At 71.2% G+C, this 18496-nt stretch carries 13 protein-coding genes; 3 read left to right on the top strand and 10 right to left on the bottom strand.

Annotated features, from left to right (window positions below; all coding sequences use genetic code 11):
* Nucleotides 1–314 precede the first annotated feature (314 nt).
* On the top strand, nucleotides 315–1100 hold the full coding sequence (locus IQ210_RS43560; protein WP_194084801.1) for a serine protease: 786 nt from the start codon (nucleotides 315–317) through the stop codon (nucleotides 1098–1100).
* A 262-nt stretch (nucleotides 1101–1362) separates the two neighbouring features.
* Here IQ210_RS43560 and IQ210_RS43555 read toward each other — a convergent pair whose 3' ends face one another.
* Both IQ210_RS43555 and IQ210_RS43550 read right to left on the bottom strand, forming a co-directional pair.
* Nucleotides 1363–2754, bottom strand: coding sequence for a hypothetical protein (locus IQ210_RS43555; protein WP_194084800.1), 1392 nt, complete (start codon nucleotides 2752–2754; stop codon nucleotides 1363–1365).
* Between the two features lie 46 nt (nucleotides 2755–2800).
* Nucleotides 2801–5794, bottom strand: coding sequence for a glycoside hydrolase family 3 protein (locus IQ210_RS43550; RefSeq protein ID WP_194084799.1), 2994 nt, complete (start codon nucleotides 5792–5794; stop codon nucleotides 2801–2803).
* A gap of 245 nt (nucleotides 5795–6039) precedes the next feature.
* Here IQ210_RS43550 and IQ210_RS43545 point away from each other — a divergent pair, with 245 nt between their 5' ends.
* On the top strand, nucleotides 6040–6552 hold the full coding sequence (locus IQ210_RS43545; protein ID WP_194084798.1) for a hypothetical protein: 513 nt from the start codon (nucleotides 6040–6042) through the stop codon (nucleotides 6550–6552).
* 143 nt (nucleotides 6553–6695) lie between these two features.
* Here IQ210_RS43545 and cimA read toward each other — a convergent pair whose 3' ends face one another.
* The 7 genes from cimA to ureA all read right to left on the bottom strand — a co-directional run bounded on the left by cimA (nucleotide 6696) and on the right by ureA (nucleotide 15613).
* Nucleotides 6696–8300: a citramalate synthase gene (gene cimA, locus IQ210_RS43540; RefSeq protein WP_194084797.1), complete on the bottom strand. Its 1605-nt coding sequence runs from the start codon at nucleotides 8298–8300 to the stop codon at nucleotides 6696–6698.
* Between the two features lie 309 nt (nucleotides 8301–8609).
* Nucleotides 8610–9890: a TolB family protein gene (locus IQ210_RS43535; RefSeq protein WP_194084796.1), complete on the bottom strand. Its 1281-nt coding sequence runs from the start codon at nucleotides 9888–9890 to the stop codon at nucleotides 8610–8612.
* Nucleotides 9891–9997: 107 nt separating this feature from the next.
* Nucleotides 9998–11275 carry a TolB family protein gene (locus IQ210_RS43530; RefSeq protein WP_194084795.1) on the bottom strand — a complete coding sequence of 426 codons (1278 nt, stop codon included), beginning with the start codon at nucleotides 11273–11275 and terminating at the stop codon, nucleotides 9998–10000.
* Between the two features lie 194 nt (nucleotides 11276–11469).
* Nucleotides 11470–12078 (bottom strand): TetR/AcrR family transcriptional regulator, encoded by a 609-nt coding sequence (locus IQ210_RS43525; protein WP_194084794.1) that lies wholly within the window; start codon nucleotides 12076–12078, stop codon nucleotides 11470–11472.
* A 59-nt stretch (nucleotides 12079–12137) separates the two neighbouring features.
* On the bottom strand, nucleotides 12138–13169 hold the full coding sequence (locus IQ210_RS43520; protein ID WP_194084793.1) for an agmatine deiminase family protein: 1032 nt from the start codon (nucleotides 13167–13169) through the stop codon (nucleotides 12138–12140).
* Between the two features lie 9 nt (nucleotides 13170–13178).
* Entirely contained in the window at nucleotides 13179–14891 is a 1713-nt protein-coding gene (locus IQ210_RS43515; protein ID WP_194084792.1) for an urease subunit alpha, read from the bottom strand.
* Nucleotides 14888–15613: an urease subunit gamma gene (ureA, locus tag IQ210_RS43510; RefSeq protein ID WP_194084791.1), complete on the bottom strand. Its 726-nt coding sequence runs from the start codon at nucleotides 15611–15613 to the stop codon at nucleotides 14888–14890. Before ureA ends, IQ210_RS43515 begins: the two co-directional genes overlap by 4 nt.
* 117 nt (nucleotides 15614–15730) lie before the next feature.
* On the opposite strand from ureA, the gene IQ210_RS43505 reads away from it, so the two are divergent.
* Nucleotides 15731–17170 (top strand): cytosine permease, encoded by a 1440-nt coding sequence (locus IQ210_RS43505; protein WP_194084790.1) that lies wholly within the window; start codon nucleotides 15731–15733, stop codon nucleotides 17168–17170.
* Here IQ210_RS43505 and IQ210_RS43500 read toward each other — a convergent pair.
* Nucleotides 17167–18255 carry a branched-chain amino acid aminotransferase gene (locus IQ210_RS43500; RefSeq protein WP_194084789.1) on the bottom strand — a complete coding sequence of 363 codons (1089 nt, stop codon included), beginning with the start codon at nucleotides 18253–18255 and terminating at the stop codon, nucleotides 17167–17169. The genes IQ210_RS43505 and IQ210_RS43500 overlap by 4 nt on opposite strands.
* Nucleotides 18256–18496: the final 241 nt, after the last annotated feature.

Raw genomic sequence — 18496 nt, 5'->3', positions numbered from 1 at the left:
GCTCCGGCGGCTCGGGTTGCATCCGAGTCAGCCGGGCTCCGCCGTCAACGGCCCTTCACCGCCCGCCTGGTGGCATGCCGCCGGGGAGCGGTACGGGCGGCGGTGGCCTCTCGACCGGGCGGCCTGATGCCCGGCTCGGCTCAGGTACGTGGCCGGATTCCACCCCTTGCCTCAGGTCTCACAGCGTTCTCATAATCCACCGACAGATTTGACTTGCCCATGCCATCCAATGGGCGGTTCTTTGCTGTGCTGCCTGGCATGCGCGCGTCACCTCTGTGATCCGAGCACTTCCACCCCCCACGGAAGGCATCACGTTGAAGAGACTCCTCACGGCCCTCAAGAGATGCGCGGTCCTCGGCGCCGCCGCCCTCGCGATCGCCAGTCTTCAGCCCGTCTCGGCCGCGCAGGCCGCTCCCGCGCCCGTCGTCGGCGGGACCCGGGCCGCGCAGGGCGAGTTCCCGTTCATGGTCCGGCTCTCCATGGGCTGCGGCGGGGCGTTGTACACCCAGCAGATCGTGCTGACCGCCGCGCACTGTGTGAGCGGTTCCGGGAACAACACGAGCATCACCGCGACCGCCGGGGTCGTCGACCTCCAGTCGACCAGCGGGCGCGTCCAGGTCCGGTCCACGAAGGTGCTTCAGGCGCCCGGCTACAACGGCACCGGCAAGGACTGGGCGCTCATCAAGCTCGCCCAGCCGATCAACCTGCCCACGCTGAAGATCGCCACGACCACGCAGTACAACACCGGTGACTTCACGGTCGCCGGGTGGGGTGCGGCGCGTGAGGGCGGGGCTCAGCAGCGGTATCTGCTCAAGGCGACCGTGCCGTTCGTCAGTGACGCCACGTGCAAGGCGTACGGCGGGTCGTACGGTGGGCTCGTCGCCGGCGAGGAGATCTGTGCCGGGTTCGCGGCGGGTGGGGTCGACACCTGTCAGGGTGACTCCGGTGGGCCGATGTTCCGCAAGGACAACGCCGGGGCCTGGATCCAGGTCGGGATCGTCAGCTGGGGCGAGGGCTGTGCGCGGCCCAACGCGCCCGGCGTCTACACCGAGGTGTCCACGTTCGCCTCGGCGATAGCGTCGGCGGCTTCGACGCTCTGACGGCGGCTGGTTCTCGTACGGTCTCTCGCGGGTCCGGCATGTCGGGTGCCGGGCCCGTGGGGGTTCACGCCGGGTTTTTCTCGCCCCCGCCGCCCCCACCCGTCCCATCACTGGGGGCTGCCGCCCCCAGACCCCCGCTTCGGCCCTGAACGGGCCTCGTCCTCAAACGCCGGACGGGCTGGATGATGCGGACCGGCACTTCAAGGATGCCGCCCCCTCCGGGTGGGTGGGGGGTCGGGACGGCAGGAGCTCGTCCTCGTCCTCAGAACCCGCCCCCGAAGTCCCCTCCCCCTCCGAAATCGCCGCCCCCACCGAAGTCGCCGCCGTCCCCGCCTCCGAAGCCGCCGCTGAAGTCGTCCGAGTCGAAGTTCGCGCCCGAGACGTCGCCGCCCTCGTAGCCTCCGGGGCCGCCGAAGTCGCCGTAGCCCGACCCGTAGTCGGCGGCGTACGACGGGGTCGCCATCATGCTGCCCAGGACCGTGCCGACGAGGAGGCCGGGGAGGATGCCGCCGCCGAAGTAGCCGCCTGCCCAGGGGCCGTACGCCGGGCCCGCGTCCCAGTAGGGGCGGCGGCCCGCGTCCGTGTCGACCTCGCGCATCACGGGGTCGCGGCCGTCGGCGAGGCGGGTGGCGTCGGCGGCGCAGACCGGGACCTCGCGCGGGGCGCCGGACGGGGGTGTCCAGGTGGCGTCCGTGACGGAGGGGCCGTGGCGGGGGTCGAAGAAGCAGGGGGCCCGGCGTTCCGGCAGGGGCCTGCCCTCGCGGCGGGCCGCGAGTTGGGCCAGGGAGAAGCGGCCTTCCTCCAGCGCCTGGGTGACCGCTCGTACTTCTTCCGGCTTGCCCACCGCCGCCATCAGGGTCTTCGCCTGCTCGTACGCGTCCAGCGCGCGCTCGTAGTCCGCGCGCATCGCGTCGTCCGCGCCCTTCTCCGCCGGGTGGAAGTCGAGGCGGTCCAGTTCCTCGCCGAAGGCGGTGATGTCCTCGTCCACGACCACCCGCAGCTTCTCCAGTGCCGCCCGCTGCTCCTCCGCGTGCCGGCGTCGGTTGCGGCGGACGAGCGCGTAGGCGCCTGCCCCGCCGGCCACCAGGACCGCGCCGACCGTGACGAGCGCGCCCGTCGGGACGCCGTTGTCGTCGGAGGCGGTACCCCAGCTCGCCGGGGCCGAGCCGCCCATGTTCGTCAGCGCGCTGTTCGTGAAGTCGCTCAGCTGGGCCCGGGTGTCCTCGCCTGCGACCGTGGTGACGAGGTTCCGTACGGCCGCGCGCGGCAGGACCGCGGAGTCGGCGCGGGCGTCGAACGCGTCGCCGAGGCGGATCGCATACAGGCCGGTGATGCCGGTCGCCGTGCGCAGTTTGGTGAAGAGGTCCTGGGTGGGGTAGCCGGCCGGCAGGACCGCGAGGAAGAGCGGTTTGTCCGCGTTCTTGATCTGGTCGGCCAGGGTGCGGGCGTCGGAGGCGGACAGTTGGTCCGATGCCGCCTCGTCCACGTAGACGGGGCTCTCGCGGAGCGCCTCGGCGATCGTCGAGACGCTCGTTGCGGCAGGCGCGGCGGCGGACGCGGGTGGCGCGGGGGCCACCCACAGCGCGGTCAGGGCGGCGAGCGCCAGGGCCGCCAGCAGCCTGGGGAGGCTTCGGGTCCGTAGGGCGGACTTCATACTCCGACGCTACCCGAAGCCTCCCAAACCAGGACATCGACCCTGGTCAGCTCGCCCGGTAGGCCGCCAGCAGGCTCTCCACCGCCTTTCCGTACCGTCCGGTCAGCAGCAGATGGTCCGCCTCCGCGAAGGGCTTCGCCGAGGCCGCCGTCACCGGCCGTTGCTGGACGATCAGCCGCGCCTTGGTCACCAGGGCGTGCCCCGCCTCGTCCGCCCCGGCCTTCTCGGCGACGGCCGCCGCGACGGCGAGCGCCTTCAGCGTCGTCGCGCCGCCCGCGGGGACCTTGGTCAGGGTCGTGAGGCCCCAGCCGTACGGGAACTGCGGGTCGTACGTCGCGTCCCCGACGTTGATCGGCAGCTGCGCCTCCGACTTGGGCCAGGTGACGGGGAGTTGGCCGGTGAAGGGCCGCCTGCCGTAGAGGACGTCGGCGACGCCGGCGCCCTCGGTGCCGGGCAGCCAGGACGCCACCAGGGCGTCGATCGCGCCGAGCCGGTCGCCGATGAGCTGCGGGCGTCCGGACACGATCAGCACCGCGCACTTCATGGCCGCGCACACCTTGTCGACGGCCGCCTTGTCGGCCGCGGACAGCTCCAGGTCGTGACCGTTGCCGACGTCACCGACGCCCTCGGCGTACGGGGTCTCCCCCACGACGACCACCCCGACGTCGTAGCCGGTCGTGGGCGCGGCGGCGTCCTTGGAGTACGTCACGTCTCCCCCGGCGTCGCGCAGGCCTTCCAGGATCGTCGTCCCGGGGACGATGTCGCCGGAGGCGCCCTGCCAGGTGACCGTCCAGCCTCCGGTCTGATTGCCGATGTCATCGGCGTTGGAGCCGGCGACGTACACCTTCTGGGACTTCTTCAGCGGCAGCACACCGCCCGCGTTCTTCAGCAGCACCTGCGACTCGGCCGCCGCCTGCCGGGCCACGGCACGGTGTTCGGCGGAACCGATCTTCGCCGCGCCGCTCGTGTCGGCGTACGGCTTCTCGAAGAGCCCGAGCCTGAACTTCTGGGTGAGGATGCGGGATACGGCGTCGTCGATGCGCGTCTCGCTGACCCGTCCCGCCTCGGCCTCCGCGACCAGGCCGGTGCGGAAGTCCTTGTAGGCGTACGGGGCCATCACCATGTCCACGCCCGCCTTCACCGAGGTGCGGATGTCGCTCGTGTAGTCGCCGGGGATCTGGTTGATGCCGTCCCAGTCGCTGATGACGAAGCCGCCGAAGCCCATCCGGCCCTTCAGCACGCCGTTGATCATGTCGGCGCGGGCGTGCATCTTGACCGGGCCCTGGCCGTCGCCGATGACGTCCAGGGAGGAGTACGACGGCATGACCGTGCCGACGCCGCGGTCGACGGCCGTCTCGTACGGGGCGAGGTGGATGGCCTCCAGCTGCTGCCGGGTGACGGTGGTGACGCCCTGGTCGATGGTGTAGGTGCCGGTGGTGGAGGAGCCGTAGGCGGTGCCGCCGTCACCGACGAAGTGCTTGGCGGTGGCGAGGACCTTGTCGTCGTCCTTCAAGTCCTTGCCGTTCGCGGCGCCTTGGAGACCCTGGATGACCGTCTCCATCGAGTCGACCAGGGCCGGGTCCTCGCCGAAGGACTCGTAGGAGCGGCCCCAGCGTTCGTCGCGGGTGACGCAGAGGCAGGGGGCGAAGTCCCAGGGGATGCCGGTGGCGCGGACCTCGGCGGCGGTCACCGCGCCGGTGCGTTGGGCGAGTTGGGGGTCGCGGGTGGCGCCGAGGCCGATGTTGTGGGGCATTACGGTGGCGCCGATCAGGTTGTTGTGGCCGTGGACGGCGTCGACGCCGTAGATCAGGGGGATCTGGAACCTGGTTGCCTGGGCCCGGAGTTGGAAGGAGTCGATCATCTTCGCCCAGGCCTCGGGGGTGTTGGGCGTGGGGGTGGAGCCGCCGCCGGAGAGGAGCGAGCCGAGGGCGTACGTGGCGATGTCGCCGCCGGTCCCGACCGCGCCGCGCTCCGCCTGGGTCATCTGGCCGGCCTTCTCGGCGAGGGACATCCGGGAGAGGAGATCGGCGACGCGCGCCTTGATGGGCAACTTGGCGTTCAGATACGGCAGTCCGTGGGCGTCGATCACGATCTGCGGCGTCTCGTCGGGGGCCTTGGCGCCGGTGACGGTGAGCTCGAGGGGGATGGTCTCGGCGTTCTCGGCGGCCTTGTCCTTGAGGGTGCGGACCTGGATCGTGCGCGTGGTGCCGGAGGCCGTACCGGCGGGGAAGGTGAGGGTGCCGGAGACGGGGGCGTAGTCCTTGCCGGGGTCGGCGGGCGTCTCGTACGCGACCGTCACGGGCTCCTCGACGGGGGCGGAGCCGGTGGTGGCCAGGGTGACCTCGACGGTGGCGGTGCCGCCTTCCTTCACCGGGTACACCGGCGCGTCGGTGAGGACGGAGGCGCGCCGGGACTGGTCGGCCTTGCCGTACAACTCGACGCCGTCCATGGCGAACTGCCCGGGTGCGCCGACCGGGAGGGTGACCGCGTATCCCCAGGTCTCGGTGAGTCCGAGGACGTGGTCGATGCCGCCGACGGGCTGGTAGTCGGTGCGGTACACGAAGTCGGTGAAGGGGATCTCGATCTGTTTCCAGCCACTGAAGTCGTCGGTGAAGGACGTCGTCCAGAGCTCTGAGGCCTCGCCGTTGGCGCCGCCGTCCTTGAGCTCGAAGGCGATCTTCTTGCCGTTGTCCTGGCCCTCCCACCAGAACCGGATGCCCTGGTGGGCGGACCAGTCGTGGGCGGGCTCGGCGAAGGCGAAGTCGTGGGTGAAGCCGCCGTAGCCGCTGATGTCGTAGCTGCCGGTGAGGACCTTGTCGCCCTCGGGGGCGTCATCTCGCGCCGCGAGGCGGAGCGTCGGCGGGTCGTCGGTGTCGCTGCCCCAGGTGAAGAGGCCGCCCTCGGGTGGGTCGGCGAAGGGGACCTCGCCCTCGAAGCGGTCGACGGGGACCGGGGCGGGATCGTCGGCGGCCTGGGCGGCCAGGGCCGGCAACAGGGCCACCAGCAGGGTGGCGGAGGTGAGCAGGGCGGTTCTTCGCATGGAGCTTCCCCCTCGGCTCGCGTGGCTCTCGTGGTCCACACATGACTTACCTCACGGCGTGAGTTAACTGGTGGCCCGCACGCCCGTCAAGGCATCACATCAGCCATTCGGGCTCCCGCGGCGCACCCTCAACTCACGTTCCCACCAGGCATGTTGTACGACCGCAACGAGACCGGTGCCGAACGGTGGTCGTACCACCGGTCGCCCGCGTGATGTGGTCGGCACGACGACGGAGGGGGCGGGGCGTGAGACGCGTGGGGTTCGTGGCGGCGGGTGTTGCGGCCGGGGGGTTGCTGCTCAGCGGGTGCAGTCCGGCGCAGCTGTCGCTGGTCGGCGTCTGGCTGGACGCGGACGGTCGGCCGATGGCGCGGGTACGGCCGTGCGACGACGACCAGTCGGGCAGCGTGACGCTCCGGGCCTCCCCGGACGACCGGAACGGTGGCCGTGGCCGCCGGGGCCATCAGGCCGCGAACGGCTGGTCGGCACCGGCCATGCCCGCCCTCGCCGACACCACGTTCCCGCTCTTCACACCGCCCGACTCCTGGCACCCGGACACGGTCGGGCCGCAGCGGATGCTGTCCGGCGCGACCTACCACCTGAAGTTCACGGCGTACGAGCACGAGGACTTCGTGGACTACGTCGGCGAGGTCACCTTCACGGACAAGGACCTTGCCGCCCTGAAGGACGGCGAAGTCTGGGCGGACGGGCGGGCGATGAGCGAGGACGACTTCGACGAGCTGGTGGGGGACGCGTGTTGAGGCCACAAGGCAGGGACGCCGAGTTCCCGGTGTTCGCAGCGCCGACGGCCTCGTCGGCCTCGCCCCCGGTCAGGTCTGGGTCGACGGGCGGTTCATGAGCCTCGGCGAGTTTGAGGGGCTCGCCGAGGGCTCGTGGTGAGGGGTTACTCGGCGGGGGTGACGCCGGCGCGGAGGAGGCCGTATGTGTACGCGTCCTCCAGGGCCTGCCAGGACGCGGCGATGACGTTGTCGGCCACGCCGACCGTGGACCACTCGCCGGTGCCGTCCGACGTGGAGATCAGGACGCGGGTCGTGGACTGCGTGCCGTGGACGCCCTCCAGGATGCGGACCTTGTAGTCGACGAGGTCGAGCTTGGCCAGCTGGGGGTAGATCTTCTCCAACGCCACCCTCAACGCCCTGTCCAGGGCGTTGACCGGGCCGTTGCCCTCCGCCGTGGCGACGATCCGCTCGCCCTTGGCGAAGAGCTTGACCGTGGCCTCGTTGGCGTGGCTGCCGTCGGGGCGGTCCTCGACGATCGCGCGCCAGGACTCGACGCCGAAGTACTTCAGCGGCTTGCCCTCGACCTCACCGCGGAGGAGGAGTTCGAAGCTCGCGTCCGCCGCCTCGTACGTGTAGCCCTTGAGCTCGCGCTCCTTCACGCGCTCCACCACCCGGCCGACCAGTTCTCGGTCGCCGCCGAGGTCTACGCCGAGCTCCTTGCCCTTCAGCTCGACCGAGGCGCGGCCCGCCATGTCGGAGACCAGCATCCGCATGGTGTTGCCGACCAGCTCGGGGTCGATGTGCTGGTACAGGTCCGGGTCGACCTTGATCGCGGAGGCGTGCAGGCCGGCCTTGTGGGCGAACGCCGAGACACCGACGTACGGCTGGTGGGTGGAGGGGGTGAGGTTGACGACCTCGGCGATGGCGTGGGAGATGCGGGTCATCTCGCGCAGCTTGCCCTCGGGCAGCACCTTCTTGCCGTACTTCAGCTCCAGCGCGGCCACCACCGGGAACAGGTTGGCGTTGCCGACCCGCTCGCCGTACCCGTTGGCCGTGCACTGGACGTGGGTCGCGCCCGCGTCGACGGCGGCGAGGGTGTTGGCGACCGCGCAGCCGGTGTCGTCCTGGGCGTGGATGCCGAGGCGGGCGCCGGTGTCGGCCAGCACCGTCGACACGACCGCCTGGACCTGGGCCGGGAGCATGCCACCGTTGGTGTCGCAGAGGATGACGACGGAGGCGCCCGCCTCGGAGGCGGCCCGTACGACGGCCTTGGCGTACTCGGGGTTGGCGCGGTAGCCGTCGAAGAAGTGCTCGCAGTCGACGAAGACCCGGCGGCCCTGCGCGACCAGGTACGACACCGTGTCGCGGACCATCTCCAGGTTCTCGTCCAGCGTGGTGCGCAGGGCGAGCTCGACGTGGCGGTCGTGGGACTTGGCGACCAGCGTGATCACCGGGGCGCCCGAGTCCAGCAGGGCCTTGACCTGCGGGTCCTCGCTCGCCTTGGCACCGGCCCGCCGGGTCGCGCCGAAGGCGACCAACTGGGCGTGCCTGAACTCGATCTCCGCCTGCGCGCGGGCGAAGAACTCGGTGTCCCGCGGGTTGGCGCCGGGCCAGCCGCCCTCGATGAAGCCCACGCCGAAGTCGTCCAGGTGCCGTGCGATGGCCAGCTTGTCCGCGACGGTGAGGTTGATGCCCTCCCGCTGGGCGCCGTCGCGCAGGGTGGTGTCGAAGACGTGGAACTGATCGTCGAGCTCGCTGGTTTCGGTCATGTTCTCAAGGCTCCTGAGGATTGGATCTCGGTCGTACCGGAATGACCGGCTCCACCGCCCCCACATACTCCCTCGCGCTCTCGCCTCCGGCTGCAGGTGGGCCAGAAAAGCGAAAAACCTCTCGCGGGTGCGAGAGGTCTGCGCGCGGGTCGAGGACGACGGTGTCCGCCCGTACCTGGTCGTACGAGACGGTCACTGCGGACCGGCGCGCCTGCTGCCAATAATCATGGCGAACGAGAGCACGGGGGCAGTCTGGCACAAGTCGCCCCCGCGCTCACCGTCCGTCTCAGAATGCGAACCCTGTGCTGGTCAGCGCAGGTGGCGGACGAAGCCGTCGGTGACCCCGTTGGTGTCGTCCGGCACCAGTTGCGTGGAGCTGGAGGAGAGGCCGACCTCCTTGCCGCCACGGCTCACGGAGTAGAGGGTGACGGCCTCGTCTTCGACCGTGCCGCCGGTGACCGACTCGCTGACCAGGCGGACCGTGCCGGTGCGCAGGTCGCGGAGGTAGACGTTGCCGACGCCGAAGTAGCCCGTGTCGCGGTCGCGCAGGGTGGCCTCGTAGGCGACGTACCGGCCGTCGGGGCTGATCTCGGGGTTCTGGGTGCCGAAGGCCGTCTCCGCGTTGTGCGTGATCCGCCGGATCTTGCCGGTCTCCAGGTCGCGCACGAAGACGTCGGTGTCGCCGTTGGTGTCGTCCGGGACCAGGTCCGGGGCGCCGGAGCTGAAGGCGACGTACCGGCCGTTCGAGGTGAGCGAGGCGTCGACGGCCATGACGGTGGTCGGGGTGCCCTCGGGGGTGACGTTCAGCTGCTGCTGGGTGCCCTTCTTGATGTCGTACGCCCACAGGGCCGAGCCCGGGCCGCGGTACTGGAACTGGTCGTAGACGATGCGGCTGCCGTCGTCGCTGACGTCGTACACGACCGACGTCCACTCGGGACGGTCGCGCCCGCTGATGCGCTTGACCTTCCCGGTCTCGCGGTCGAGGAGGTAGAGCATCCGGTAGCCGTTGGGGTCGTCGGCCTCCATCCGGTTGGGGCGGGCGGTGAAGGCGACGTAGCGGGCGTCGGCCGACATGGCGGCGCCGCCGACGTCGACGGAGCGGCCGTCGAGACCGAAGCTGAGCCGTTCCGTCTTTCCGGTGCGCCGGTCGTGCAGATAGACGTCGTCGACCCATTCGTCGGCGGGCGGCGGGGTGTCCCAGTGGACGAGGTTGCGGGCCTGGGAGGTGAACAGGACGTACCGGCCGTCGCGGCTGATGTCGAACGAGGTGGACGTGTTGTCGGCCTGGGCGCCCGCGGAGCTGACGTTGACCCGCTCGACGGTGCCCTTGCGCAGGTCGCGGACGAAGACGTCGCGTTGTCCGTTGGTGTCGCCGGGCACCAGGTTGGAGGCCTCCGAGGAGAAGACCGCGAAGCGGCCGTCGGCGCTGAACTCGGGGCCGTAGGTGTAGCTGTTGCCCTGCTCGCCCGTGGGTGAGGTGCCGAGGCGCTCGGTGTGCGGGGCCGGGGCGGACGACGCCGTGGTGGCGGACAGTGCGAGCAGCCCGGCGGCCAATGCGGCGGCGAGTGCGGTGCGTGTGCTGGCGTACAAGAGCTTGTCCCCCTGTGCTGGTTCGGTCTTTTCTGGCCTTCTGGCCTTCTGGCCTTCTGGCCTTCTGGCCTTCTGGCCTTCTGGCCTTCTGGCATTCGGTGCTCCGGTCAGTGCAGGCGGCGGGCGAAGAGGTCCGTCACCCCGTTGGTGTCGTCCGGCACGAGGTTCGTGGCGTCCGACGCGTAGGCGACCCGATGGCCGCTCAGGGCCGTGGCGCCGGTCGCCGGGCCGTCCGCCTGGGTGCCGTCGGCGGCCGTGCTGACCCGCTCGATCGCGCCGGTGCGCAGGTCCTTGACGAAGACGTCGGCGACGCCGTTGGTGTCGTCCGGTACGAGGTTCGTGGCGGCCGACACGAAGGCGACCCGGCGACCGTCACCGCTCAGGTACGCCCCGGAGCTCGCGCCGTCGCCCTGAGTGCCGTCGGCGGCGGTGCTGACGCGCACGGTCGCCTGCGACCCCCGGTCGAAGACGAAGACGTCGGTGACCTTGTTGGTGTCGTCGGGCACCAGAGAGCGGACGTTGGAGGCGAAGGCGAACACACGGGCGTCGGCGCTGAGCGACGAGCCGAACGAGCCTTCCTTGTAGACGTACTTGGTGGGCCGGCTGATCTGTTCCGTGGTCCGCTCCACGCGGTCGCGTACGTAGACGTTGCGGGCGTGGGTGTAGTCGTGGGCCGGGTCGAGCTGGTCCGCCGACTCGAAGGCCACGTACCGGCCGTCGACGCTGAGCGCCGCCCCGAGGGAGTCGGCCTCGCCGAGGGTGCCGTCGGTGCGGTACTGGACCAGTTCGTCCTTGCCCGTACGCCGGTCGTGGACGATCACGTCGTCGCGCCCGTTGGTGTCGCCCGGCGCGGCGTCCGGGGTCGACGTGGTGTACGCGATGACGCGGCCGTCGGCGCTGATGGCGGGCGAGTAGTTGAGCAGGTAGCGCGGCGGCGCGTCCGGGTGGCCGTGGCTGATGCGTTCGGTGCGGTGGGTGCGGCGGTCGACGAGGTAGATGTCGTCGAGGCCGTTGTCGTCGTCCCGCGTGAGCGCGGCGGCCGTGGCGACGACGACGCGGCGGCCGTCACCACTGAGCGCCACGCCCGTCGCGGGGCCCTCACCGACGCGTTCGGTACGGCCGGTGCGCAGGTCGCGGACGAAGGCGTCGGCGACGCCGTTGGTGTCCCCCGGGACGAGGTTCGAGGCGGTCGAGACGAAGGCGACGTACCGGCCGTTCGCACTGAGTACGGGGCGGCTGGATGGACCGTCGGCCTGTCGGCCGTGGGTGTCGACGCTGACCCGTTCGGTGCGCGATGCGGGGTGACCGGCGTAGGCCGGTAACGCGGCCAGGCTGAGCGTGGCCAGGACGGTGGCGATCAGGGTCGTACGGCGTGCGAGTCGCATGGAAGATCCCCCCAGATTTCCATTACTGGCGACGGAGTCCAGTGCAGACGGCGGACGTCCCCCGAAGCCCCCTCGACATCGTTGCCCCCGCTGACACTGTTTCCCCCCGGCCCTGTGCCGAGGGCTCTCCATGAGGCAAGCGCATCACAAAGCCCAGGGCAATCCCCCGAATTGAGTACAACCCGGGCGCGGGCTCAGGCGTCCGCGAGGAGGGTCTCGTTCAGGAACTCCCGTACGTGGCCGAGAATCTGCGGTCGGTCGGTACCGCGGAGGCCGATGGCGACGTGGATGGAGAAGCCGTCGAGGAGCGCCCGCAGCCGGGCCGCGAAGCGGTCGGGGTCCACCGGTCGGAACTCCCCCCGGGAGACCCCCTCCGCCAGCAGTGCCACCAGGTCACGGTGCCAGGCGCCCTCGATGGCGGCCTGGCGGTCGCGGGCGTCCGATTCGACGGCAGCGCTCTGCGAGCGGTTCCAGACCTCCAGCCACAGGGTCCAGTGGGGGTCGCGGTGACCGTCGGGGACGTACAGGTCGACGTACGCATCGAGCCGTTCCCGCGCGGTGCCCGTACGGGCCAGGAGCCGGCCGCGCTCGCCGCCCAGCCGGCCCTCGCTCCACTCCAGGGTCTGGAGCAGCAGTTCGTCCTTCGACCGGAAGTAGTAGAGGAGATGGCCGCTGCTCATCCCGAGCTCGCGCCCGAGCGCGGCCATGGTCAGCTTCTCCAGGCCGCGGTCGGCGATCATCTCCATGGCGGCGGTGAGAATGCGCTCGCGCGGCGGGGCCGGGGTCCGGCGGGGCGTGGTCATACGGCGGTCACCGGTACCGCGTCGGGCAGGAGCTGCGTCAGCACATTCACCCGTACGTTCTACCTGACGCCCGCCCTCGGCTGCTGCTGCGTGATGCAGTGGATGCCGCCCCCGCCCGCGAAGATCGTGCGGGCGTCGACGAGGGTGACCGTGCGGTCGGGGAAGAGGCGGCGGAAGATGCCGGCGGCGAGTTCGTCGTTCGGGTCGTCGAAGGCGCAGAGGACGACGCCGCCGTTGCAGAGGTAGTGGTTGATGTACGAGTAGTCGACCCAGTCGCCGTCCTCGTCCTTCAGGACGGTGGGCGCCGGGATCTCGACGACCTCCAGGCGGCGGCCGCGCGCGTCGGTCTGGCCGCGCAGGATCTCGACGTACTCCAGGGACCGGGCGTGGTCGGGGTGGGCCGGGTTGCGCTGGCTGTGGACGACCACGACGCCGGGCCGCGCGAAGGCCGCGACGATGTCGACGTGTCCCTGGGTGCCGTACGTGCCGTAGTCGCCGGCCAGGCCGTGCGGGAGCCAGATGGCCTTGGTGGTGCCGAGCCGGGCGTGGATCTCCGCCTCGACCTGCTCCCGGGTCCAGTCGGGGTTGCGGCCCGCGCCGAGCTGCACGGTGTCGGTGAGCAGGACCGTGCCCTCGCCGTCCACGTGGATCGCGCCGCCCTCGTTGACGAGGGCGCTGCTCAGCACCGCCACTCCGGTCTGGTCGGCAACATGCCCGGCGATCTTCGCGTCGTGTTCCCAGCGGGCCCACTCCTGCCCGCCCCAGCCGTTGAACGTCCAGTCCACGGCGGCGAGTTGCCCCGCCCGGTCCTTCACGAAGGTCGGGCCGATGTCCCGCATCCACGCGTCGTCGAGCTCGCGCTCCACCAACTCGACGTCCGGACCGAGCAGTTCACGGGCCGACGCCCCCTGCCCCGGCCCGTGCACCATCGTCACCGGCTCGAAGCGGCGTACCGCACGGGCCACGGACGCCCAGGCGGCACGGGCCTCGGCCAGCTCCTCGTCGTTCGTGAACGTCGGGTTGGGGCTGGGCCAGGCCATCCAGGTGCGCTCGTGCGGTTCCCACTCGGCGGGCATGCGGTAGACGGTCATGAGCGAGTCCTAGAGGAAGTAGAGGCGGTTGAGGGAGACGGACTCGGCGGGTTCCGAGCGCAGTGGCTCGCCGTCGAGGGTCACCAGTCCCGTGCGCTGGTCGACATCGACCGCTCCGGTACGGGAGTTGAGGCGCAGGTCGGCCGGTCCGATGCCGCGGGTGCCGCGGACGGCGACCCTGCGGCGCCGGGTCGGCATCGAGTCGTGGCCCTGGTCGACGGCGGCCTGCGCGACGAAGGCCACCGAGAGGTCGGCGGGGGTGGCGCCGTACGACCCGAACTGCGGGCCCAGGACGAGGGGTTCGCAGGTGTCCGTCGCCGCGTTCGGGTCGCCGACGACCCCGTACGCCGGGAACCCGGACTTGAGCACCAGCTGCGGCTTGGCGCCGAAGTACTCCGGGCGCCACAGCACGATGTCGGCCAGCTTGCCGACCTCGATCGACCCGACCTCGTGCGCGAGCCCGTGGGCGATGGCCGGGTTGATGGTCAGCTTGGCCATGTAGCGCAGGACGCGCTCGTTGTCGTGGTCGTCGTTCCCGGCGCCGAACTCGGCCTTCATCTTCCCGGCCATGGCGAAGGTACGGCGGACGGTCTCACCGGCACGCCCCATGCCCTGCGCGTCGGAGGAGGTGATGCCGATCGCGCCCAGGTCGTGCAGCACGTCCTCGGCGCCCATGGTCCCGGCGCGGATGCGGTCGCGGGCCATGGCGGCGTCGCCGGGCAGGTCGGTCTTGAGGTCGTGGACGGAGACGATCATTCCGTAGTGCTCGGCGACCGCGTCCCGGCCGAACGGCAGGGTGGGGTTGGTGGAGGAGCCGATGACGTTCGGGACGCCGGCCATCTTCAGCACGTTCGGGACGTGTCCACCGCCGCAGCCCTCGATGTGGAAGGCGTGGATGGTGCGGCCTACCAGCACCCGCAGGGTGTCCTCGACCGACAGGCACTCGTTCAACCCGTCGCTGTGCAGGGCGACTTGGACGTCATGCTCCTCGGCGACGCGCAGTGCCGTGTCCAACGCCCGGGTGTGGGCGCCCATGTCCTCGTGCACCTTGAAGCCGCTCGCCCCGCCCTCGGCCAGCGCCTCGATCAGGGGCGCTTCGTGGGACGACGAACCCCGGCCCAGGAAGCCGATGTTGACCGGCCAGGCGTCGAAAGCGCTGAACGCGTGCCGCAGCGCCCAGGGCGAGTTGACGCCGACGCCCCACACCGGGCCGAACTCCTGCCCGATGATCGTGGTCACCCCGGACGCCAGCGAGGCCTCCATGATCCGCGGCGACAGCAGGTGGACGTGGGTGTCGACGGCCCCGGCGGTGGCGATGAGCCCCTCGCCGGACACGATGGACGTACCGGTGCCGACCACGACGTCCACGCCGTCGAGGGTGTCGGGGTTGCCGGCCCGCCCGATGGAGCAGATCCGCCCCTCACGGATGCCGATGGACACCTTGCGGACGCCCAGCACCGCGTCGATCACGACGACGTTGCTGATCACGACGTCACAGGTCTCGCGGACGGCCGCGGCCTTGAGGTGCAGTCCGTCGCGGGCGGTCTTGCCGAAACCGGCGAGGAACTCGTCGCCGTACTGCTGCGAGTCGGCCTCGACCCGGATCGTCAGCCCGGAGTCGCCGAGGCGGACGCGGTCGCCGGCGCGGGGGCCGTGGGTGGCGGCGTACTCGTACGGGGTGAGGCGCCGGGCCTCGGCGGGGTGCCCTCCGGGGCGGCTCATACGGCGACCTCCTCGTCGTCCACGTCTTCCATGCCCTCGATGTCCTGGACCCCCAGGTATCCGCAGGCGGCAGCCCTCCGCAGCGCCTCCTCCCGCGCCCCCGGCGCGTCCAGCGCCCCGTCCACGAGCCCGGCGAACCCGATCGCGACCCGCGCCCCGCCGATCGGCACCAGCCCGACCTCCAGCGACTCCCCCGGCCCGAACCGCACCGACGACCCGGCGGGGACGGCGAGCCTCATGCCGTACCCGGCCCCCCGATCGAAGTCGAGGCGGGGGTTGGCCTCGAAGAAGTGGAAGTGGGAGGTGACGGAGACGGGGACGCTGGCCGTATTGGTGACGGTCAGCCGTACGACCGCCTCCGGCTCGGCGTGCGCGGGCCCCGGCAGCAGCGCACCCGGCGCGGCCTCACCCGTCTCCCCGCCCCCGATGGGGTCGGAGACGACCGCGAGCCGCGAACCGTCGTCGAAGACGGCCTCGACATGCACCTCGGTGACGACGTCCGCGACGCCGGGCAGCACGTCGTCCGGGCCGAGGACGGCTCGGGCGCGCTCGATGGCCTCCGCGAGCCGGGCGCCGTCCCGGGCGGCCTCGCACACGGTGTCCGCGATGAGCGCGGTGGCCTCCGGCACGTTCAGCCGGAGGCCGCGGGCCCTGCGCGCCCGGGCCAGCTCGGCGGCGCCGAAGAGCAGCAGGCGGTCGCGTTCGGTGGGGGTGAGCCGCATGTCGTTCCCTTCGCTTTAGAGCATCACTCTAAACCGAGGCTGCCACTAAACAAAGGGTTGACGACAGAGCAGAGCTGAGCCCACATTGAACGTCACTCAAACCGAGGGAGACACAGCATGCCGATGGAACAGCGCGGAGTCGACACCATCCCCGACGAGGAACGCACCAGCGGGCCACGCGACCTCGTCTCGATCCTGCTCGGCTCGAACCTGTGTCTGGGCGTGATCGTCTTCGGCTGGCTGCCGCCGTCCTTCGGCCTCGACTGGTGGTCGTCGGTGAGCTCGATCGTGGCGGGCACGGTGGTCGGCACCCTGCTGACGGCCCCGCTCGCCCTGATCTCGCTGCGCACCGCGACGAACCTCTCCACCTCCTCCGGCGCCCAGTTCGGCGTCCGCGGTCGCCTGGTCGGCTCGGTGGTGGGCCTGCTCCTCGCCCTCGGCTACACCGCGCTGACCGTGTGGATCGGCGGTGACGTGATGGTGGGCGTGCTGGGCCGGCTGGTCGGGCTGCCGGCGAGCGGATGGTCGTACGGCGTGATCTACGGGCTGCTCGCGGCGGCGACCGTGGCGGGCGCGGTCTACGGCTACAAGGTGCTGCTCACTATGTCGCGGGTGCTGGCGATCGGCATGACGGCCCTGCTGGTCCTCGGGGTCGTGGCCTACGCCCCCGACTTCACGACGGACGCGCTGCCCGAGGCGGGCGGCTATCTGCTGGGCGGCTTCTGGCCCACCTGGCTGCTGGCGGCGGTGGCCGCGGGCCTGTCCGGGCCGATCGCCTTCATCACCCTCCTCGGCGACTACACCCGCTACATCTCCCCGGCCCGCCACTCCGACCGCCGGGTCCTGCACGCCACGTGGCTGGGGCTGCTGCTGGGTCTGCTGGTGCCGCAGCTCTTCGGCACGTTCACGGCGTACGCGGCCCGCGCCGCGCTGGACTACGCCGGGCCCCTGGTCGACGCCTCCCCGTCCTGGTACCTGCTCCCTCTCCTGCTGGCCGCCTCCGCGGGCTCGGTGGGCAACGCGGGTCTGATGCTCTACTCCATGGGCCTCGACCTGGACGCGATCCTGCCGCGCGCCTCCCGGGCCACCGCGACCTACACCGTCGCCGTCGTCGCCACGGCCTGCGTCTTCGTCGGCCACTTCGCCTCGTCCGCGCAGGACGCGATGACGTCCTTCGTGCTGCTGCTGACGGCGATCGGCACCCCGTGGGCGGTCATCACGCTGATCGGCTTCGCGCGGTGTCGCGGGGTGTACGACGCGGACGCCCTCCAGGTCTTCAACCGCCGTGCGCGCGGCGGCATCTACTGGTTCCGGGGCGGCTGGAACGTCCCGGCCACGGTGTCGTGGGCGCTGGGTGCGGCGGTCGGTCTGCTGGCGGTGTCGCTGCCGTCGTACGAGGGTCCGCTGCTGTCCCTCACCGGCGGGGTGGACTGTAGTTTCCTGCTGTCGGGGCTCGTGGGCGGAGTCGCGTACCTCCTGCTCTCACCCCGGCGGGACAGCGGCAGGGCCGCCACGGAGGTGACCTCCGGGACGGCCCTGGCGAACAGCGACGTCTAGCCCAGCTTGTGCATCCAGCCGTGCCGGTCCTCGGCCGTGCCGCGCTGGATGTCCAGCAGTGCCTGGCGGAGCTTCACCGTCACCTCGCCGGGCTCGCCCGCGCTCTGCTGCCACTCGGCGCCGGTGCGCTTGACCGTGCCGACCGGGGTGATGACCGCGGCGGTGCCGCAGGCGAAGACCTCGGTCAGGGTGCCGTTGGCGGAGTCGGTCTGCCACTGGTCGACGGAGACGCGGCCCTCCTCGGCCTCGTAGCCGAGGTCGCGGGCGACCTGGAGGAGCGAGTCGCGGGTGACGCCCTCCAGGATGGAGCCGGTGAGGGTCGGCGTGACGATCTTGTTGCCGTACACGAAGTACAGGTTCATGCCGCCGAGTTCCTCGACCCACTTGCGCTCGACCGCGTCGAGGTAGCAGACCTGGGCGCAGCCCTGCTCGGCGGCCTCGGCCTGGGCGAGGAGGGAGGCCGCGTAGTTGCCGCCGGTCTTGGCGTCGCCCATGCCGCCCGGCACGGCGCGGACGTGGTCCTCGGAGACCCAGATCGACACCGGCTTGACGCCGCCCGGGAAGTACGCGCCGGCCGGGGAGGCGATGACCAGGAACAGGTACTCGTTGGCGGGCTTCACGCCCAGGCCGACCTCGGTCGCGATCATGAACGGGCGGAGGTAGAGGGACTCCTCGCCGCCGTGCGCCGGGACCCACGCCTCGTCCTGCTTCACCAGCGCGTCGCACGCCTCGATGAACGTCTCGACCGGCAGCTCCGGCATGCCGAGGCGGCGGGCGGAGGCCTGGAAGCGCTGCGCGTTCTTCTCCGGGCGGAAGGTGGCGACGGTGCCGTCGGGCTGGCGGTAGGCCTTCAGGCCCTCGAAGATCTCCTGCGCGTAGTGCAGGACCATCGTGGCCGGGTCGAGGGAGAGCGGCGCGTACGGCACGAGCTGGCCGTCGTGCCAGCCGCGGCCCTCGGTCCACTTGATGACGACCATGTGGTCGGTGAAGTGGCGGCCGAACCCGGGGTTGGCCAGGATCGCGGCGCGTTCCGCGTCGGAAAGTGGCGAGGCCGAGGGCTTGAGCTCGATCGTGGGCGTCGTCATGAGTGGTTGTCCTTCACCGGTGTGTGTAGTGACACGGGCCGCGCTCACGCCCTTTTACTGTCAGTGACCAGTGCTAGGACGTCCGAGCATTCCCTCATTCCGCGGCTCCGCGTTCGATTATCGCGCGCGGGGGTCCGTGGAAGAAAACGGCGTGAATGCGACCCAGGGGTTGATGGTGTCACCCGGCGGGGGACATACGGAAGCCGCCGGGTGCGTCTGCGACCCGGCGGCTTCGAGGTGG

It is taken from the genome of Streptomyces justiciae (assembly GCF_015163075.1).
GTDB lineage: Bacteria > Actinomycetota > Actinomycetes > Streptomycetales > Streptomycetaceae > Streptomyces > Streptomyces justiciae.
Note: the sequence above shows the minus strand (reverse complement) of the source record. Positions and strands in the feature narration are given on the sequence as shown.

Bases quoted from the DNA above. Each gene is read 5' to 3' on its own strand.
- IQ210_RS43500 (WP_194084789.1), bottom strand. From the start codon at position 18,255: ATGACGACGCCCACGATCGAGCTCAAGCCCTCGGCCTCGCCACTTTCC.
- IQ210_RS43555 (WP_194084800.1), bottom strand. From the start codon at position 2,754: ATGAAGTCCGCCCTACGGACCCGAAGCCTCCCCAGGCTGCTGGCGGCC.
- IQ210_RS43515 (WP_194084792.1), bottom strand. From the start codon at position 14,891: ATGAGCCGCCCCGGAGGGCACCCCGCCGAGGCCCGGCGCCTCACCCCG.
- IQ210_RS43520 (WP_194084793.1), bottom strand. From the start codon at position 13,169: ATGACCGTCTACCGCATGCCCGCCGAGTGGGAACCGCACGAGCGCACC.
- cimA (WP_194084797.1), bottom strand. From the start codon at position 8,300: ATGACCGAAACCAGCGAGCTCGACGATCAGTTCCACGTCTTCGACACC.
- IQ210_RS43530 (WP_194084795.1), bottom strand. From the start codon at position 11,275: ATGCGACTCGCACGCCGTACGACCCTGATCGCCACCGTCCTGGCCACG.
- IQ210_RS43550 (WP_194084799.1), bottom strand. From the start codon at position 5,794: ATGCGAAGAACCGCCCTGCTCACCTCCGCCACCCTGCTGGTGGCCCTG.
- ureA (WP_194084791.1), bottom strand. From the start codon at position 15,613: ATGCGGCTCACCCCCACCGAACGCGACCGCCTGCTGCTCTTCGGCGCC.
- IQ210_RS43505 (WP_194084790.1), top strand. From the start codon at position 15,731: ATGCCGATGGAACAGCGCGGAGTCGACACCATCCCCGACGAGGAACGC.
- IQ210_RS43525 (WP_194084794.1), bottom strand. From the start codon at position 12,078: ATGACCACGCCCCGCCGGACCCCGGCCCCGCCGCGCGAGCGCATTCTC.